Genomic DNA, 2,234 nt, shown 5'->3' with positions numbered 1-2,234 from the left:
ACGGTGTCTGCCCCGCGCGAGCGGGGATGAGCCCTGCGGCCAGTAGTACTGTGGCTGATATTCATTGTCTGCCCCGCGCGAGCGGGGATGAGCCCGCCGCGTCGGCGAGGCGTGGGCATGGTCGCGCAGTCTGCCCCGCGCGAGCGGGGATGAGCCCGGGAAAGTGTTTATGGCACCCACCAAAGGTCGGTCTGCCCCGCGCGAGCGGGGATGAGCCCTTGCGTTAGTAATCTGCCTATTTAGCGAATTGGTCTGCCCCGCGCGAGCGGGGATGAGCCCACCATGATCCATGTGGCCGAAGGGTCGATGCGGTCTGCCCCGCGCGAGCGGGGATGAGCCGTTGATCCGGTCCGGTGGGACACGTGAAAAACCGTCTGCCCCGCGCGAGCGGGGATGAGCCCACCAGGAGGAAACGCCCCCGCTGTGATACGAAGTCTGCCCCGCGCGAGCGGGGATGAGCCCATCAATACGGGGGAGGAATTAACCGTGGCACAGTCTGCCCCGCGCGAGCGGGGATGAGCCCATGAGAATCGGAAGTTTATCTACGACTATCAGGTCTGCCCCGCGCGAGCGGGGATGAGCCAGTTGTGTTCACAGACTATTCACCGGCCGGGGTCGTCTGCCCCGCGCGAGCGGGGATGAGCCCCGCCATTCTGATTCTGGTTGCTGGGTATGCCAGTCTGCCCCGCGCGAGCGGGGATGAGCCCACCATGATCCATGTGGCCGAAGGGTCGATGCGGTCTGCCCCGCGCGAGCGGGGATGAGCCGGTGACCGGTTTGTGGTCTCGGGTGGAGAGGAAGTCTGCCCCGCGCGAGCGGGGATGAGCCCCCTGCAATCTCGGCACCGCAGTGGCTCGGCGAGTCTGCCCCGCGCGAGCGGGGATGAGCCCGGGCCGAGGTCTGGCAGATGTGTGTGAAACTTGTCTGCCCCGCGCGAGCGGGGATGAGCCCATACCGTATGATCTTGTATCGGTATAGATATTGTCTGCCCCGCGCGAGCGGGGATGAGCCACTGGGAGTTTGCCTTCTGGAAGGAAATCAGAGGTCTGCCCCGCGCGAGCGGGGATGAGCCCTCGCCCCTCAGCACCACGTTTGTTCTACTCAGGTCTGCCCCGCGCGAGCGGGGATGAGCCGTAGGACCTCACCATGTACACGCTCATCATCACGTCTGCCCCGCGCGAGCGGGGATGAGCCCGAAAAACATGTACATAGACAAATCACTATTTAAGTCTGCCCCGCGCGAGCGGGGATGAGCCCCATCGGCCAGGCGGGGAGACCGTCGGCGTCCAGTCTGCCCCGCGCGAGCGGGGATGAGCCCGACGCGACCCGGTGCACAAACGATCATTGTCTGTCTGCCCCGCGCGAGCGGGGATGAGCCCGATTCAGACTCGATAATCTCGACTTGCTCGAGGTCTGCCCCGCGCGAGCGGGGATGAGCCGCAGCAACCATAGCGGACAAAAACCTACGTGCGGTCTGCCCCGCGCGAGCGGGGATGAGCCTTGTGGAAGAAAGGCCCGCGCCTGGGCGGTGTGGTCTGCCCCGCGCGAGCGGGGATGAGCCGTCACCGGCGTTGGAGAATGCCCAGGTCTGCGAGTCTGCCCCGCGCGAGCGGGGATGAGCCCTATCAAGAATTTCTTGACAGTTGCCCCCTTTTGTCTGCCCCGCGCGAGCGGGGATGAGCCCCTGTAGCAAGCAGCAGAAAACCCCCACAACCAGTCTGCCCCGCGCGAGCGGGGATGAGCCCGTGACCTGACCGCTGCCCTTGACCCATACTTCGTCTGCCCCGCGCGAGCGGGGATGAGCCCTGCGCCTTGTACTCGTGGTTACTCATTCTCTTGTCTGCCCCGCGCGAGCGGGGATGAGCCGATCCCCCCCTGCTATGAGTGTGGCTCCCTGCCGTCTGCCCCGCGCGAGCGGGGATGAGCCGCAACCACCTACCAGCGCGTGATCGACTACATCGTCTGCCCCGCGCGAGCGGGGATGAGCCCCACACGCTACAGGCGATGCGTGAACTCAACGAGTCTGCCCCGCGCGAGCGGGGATGAGCCCCTTATCCGGATTGAGCCATTCGGCGTGGTTTTGTCTGCCCCGCGCGAGCGGGGATGAGCCCCCGACAGGGACGGCGGCGATGGCGCAGGAACCGTCTGCCCCGCGCGAGCGGGGATGAGCCCGCGGTCATGTGCAGCGCGTGAAGCTTTCGACTGTCTGCCCCGCGCGAGCGGGGATGAGCCCC

1 CRISPR repeat array is annotated in these 2,234 nt (G+C 66.4%).

What is annotated here, in order from left to right:
- Positions 1-5: 5 nt before the first annotated feature.
- Positions 6-2,232: direct repeats of the CRISPR family, unit length 28 nt; unit sequence GTCTGCCCCGCGCGAGCGGGGATGAGCC.
- Positions 2,233-2,234 lie beyond the last annotated feature (2 nt).

It is taken from the genome of Corynebacterium lubricantis DSM 45231 (assembly GCF_000379425.1).
GTDB classification, from domain to species: domain Bacteria; phylum Actinomycetota; class Actinomycetes; order Mycobacteriales; family Mycobacteriaceae; genus Corynebacterium; species Corynebacterium lubricantis.
The sequence above is the reverse complement of the archived record's forward strand: the minus strand, read 5'-3'. Positions and strand labels throughout refer to the sequence as shown.